Here is a 2356-nt window from a genome sequence, read left to right as displayed (position 1 = left end):
AAAATTTAACTTGAAATGTAATTCCAAAGTTCAGATAACTGAACACTCTATACAAAGCAGTCATGTCTACTACTTTCTTAATCTATTTTTGTGTACATGGAATACTAACTGAAAAACATAATCTAAAACTGTAAAAAATGAACAAACGGTTCTGTCGCAAAGTTTCAGCGACGGCTTGCTTTGTTTGTATGATCGGCTATCGATCTTTGCCGTTTGGACAATAGGTCAGGGTTTGAAGATGATCTCCTTCACGGGCAACCACTATCCGCAGGATGTAGTTCTTTTCGCGGTCTATTTCTAAGTTCGATATGCAGTGTCTTATCGCGATTTGGAAGAGATCATGGCCGAAAGAGGTGTCTCGGTCGATCATGCGACACTGAACAGCTGGGTGGACAAGTTTTCTCCTTTAGTCGCTGTCGAAACGCAGATACGGAAGGCCTCGACATGGCTCTGTTGCAAATATTGAGTTTGGACAGATTTGTAGCTCTAACGGGTTACCTGCTTGAGTTTTGGCATCCTGAAGATGGTTTTCGAGCATAGTCACGGCTTCTGAGAGAGCACATGGACCAATGCCGAATGCTCTCTCGACAATTTGTGCTTCACCAAAGTGTCGTTTGAGAAGTTGAAGGTACCAGGCTGACCCTTGTACAGAGCACGCATGACCTCGAAGCCCTTTATTGTTGCGTAGGGGAACTTCAGGGTTTTAAAACCGCGTACCGGACAGATCAGTTGTTTCAGCTTGCCGTGATCAGCCTCAACGATGTTGTTGAGATACTTCACCTGCCGATGCTCGGTTTCTTCGGGGCACTTGCATTCTGCTTTCAACTCGGAAATGGTTGCTCCATAAGTGGGGGCCTTGTCTGTGTTGATTGTATAGGGCTTTTCCCAGTCATTCCGCCCCCTCAAGGCTTTGCCCAGAAACCGCTTTGCCGCCTTGGTTTTCCGGGTGGCTGAAAGATAGAAATCGATCGTGTTCCCGAGCTTGTCCACGGCCCGGTAAAGGTACGCCTATTTACCGCGAACCTTGATGTAAGTCTCATCGACCTGCCAACTGCCTGAGACAGGCCGGCGCCATTGCCAGCGCAAACGCTTTCCCATCTCCGGGGCGTAGGTCTGAACCCATAAGGTAGATCGTGGCATGATTAACACGGACGCCGTGGTCAGCCATTATCTGCTCAAAGTCGCGGTAGCTGACACCGTACCTGCAGTACCAGCCAACCGCCCAAAACACGACCTCGCCCGTCAAATGGCGCCCTTTGAATTCATCCAATTCGGCTGTTTCATCAACGCCTTCAACCCCGCACATCGCCACAGACGCTCGACTCGTTCATCATTGACCTGCCATCCTGCATCCCTGAGCAGGGCGGCGATCCGCCGGTCACCGTAGCGGCCGTACCGCCTCGCCATCTCGATCATGTCTGCACCAAGCAGGTCTTCATCTCCGCGTCCCCTGGGAAGACGGCGTTGTTCGATCGATACTGACCTAACACACGACAAGCCCGGTGTTTGGAAACGCTGAGCTGGCTGCGGACAAGGTTGATGCACTTGCGAAGACGTGTGGGGCTCAGAAGTTTCCCTTGGTGGCCTCGGTCAGGATCAGCTTATCCAGGTCAGGTCCGATACCGCCTTGCGAAGCCGTTCGTTCTCCTTCTGCAGGCGCTTCAGCTCCTTCAATTGATCGGCTCCCATATCGCCGTATTGCTTGCCCATTGACTGGTAGGCGGTATATAGCATCGCTGAGTGGGGGCTGTAATACGTCTGTTCCGTGATTCTGACTTCACAACGCAGGCCAATCCCTGTCCAATCAGTACTTCCACCTGACGCAGCTTGGTGACAATCTCTATCCGGCTTGTGTCGTTGTTTTCCATCTTTGATCCTTCGTTGCCTCATCATAGGAATTGGATCAATTCAATGGGGGTAGGTCATCCTCTTGGTTCAACGCGCCCGGGTGATGGCGGTTTCGATTAGACACTGAAGCTGTTCAGCGCTGGCAGATCGCGGATTCGTTGCAGCGGCGCTGTCCAGCAAGGCCTTTTCGGCAATGCGCCCACTACAGTCTGCAGGCACCCCGATCTCGCTCAGAGACCGGGGAATACCGATGTCTTCGAGCCTGTGCTCGATTTCAGCAATAAAGCCATCGACAGTCGTGTCCTCAAGGCCCATCACACCGGCCATCCGCTTTACCTTCTCCTCCATACCCGGCAGGTTGAACCGCAGAACAACCGGCAGGATGATAGCATTGGTCAAGCCGTGATGGGTGTTGAACTCGGCCCCGACCATTGTCAATGCCGATTGAAAAATGGTCAGAAGTGCCGAAGTAAAAATGGCCAGTTTTAGGTTTGGTTCAGTTTGGTTT

The 2356-nt window shown here is 51.4% G+C and carries 1 protein-coding gene and 3 pseudogenes; 1 reads left to right on the top strand and 3 read right to left on the bottom strand.

Features of this window, described 5'->3' with window-relative positions; translation table 11 throughout:
- Nucleotides 1-238 precede the first annotated feature (238 nt).
- Nucleotides 239-448, top strand: a pseudogene (locus QMZ18_RS36830) (IS6 family transposase); the annotation flags it as partial.
- A 60-nt stretch (nucleotides 449-508) separates the two neighbouring features.
- Here the strand turns inward: QMZ18_RS36830 and QMZ18_RS36825 are convergent.
- The 3 genes and pseudogenes from QMZ18_RS36825 to QMZ18_RS36815 form a co-directional block, all read right to left on the bottom strand.
- Nucleotides 509-1270, bottom strand: a pseudogene (locus QMZ18_RS36825) (IS6 family transposase); the annotation flags it as partial.
- A 2-nt stretch (nucleotides 1271-1272) separates the two neighbouring features.
- Nucleotides 1273-1890 (bottom strand): annotated as a pseudogene (locus QMZ18_RS36820) (IS3 family transposase); the annotation flags it as partial.
- A 45-nt stretch (nucleotides 1891-1935) separates the two neighbouring features.
- A partial coding sequence (locus QMZ18_RS36815) for an iron-containing alcohol dehydrogenase (RefSeq protein ID WP_282611428.1) occupies nucleotides 1936-2356 on the bottom strand: 421 nt, incomplete at its 5' end.

Origin of the sequence: Pelagibius sp. Alg239-R121 (genome assembly GCF_947331435.1) — a bacterium.
Lineage (GTDB): Bacteria > Pseudomonadota > Alphaproteobacteria > Kiloniellales > Kiloniellaceae > Denitrobaculum.
The sequence above is the reverse complement of the archived record's forward strand: the minus strand, read 5'-3'. Positions and strand labels throughout refer to the sequence as shown.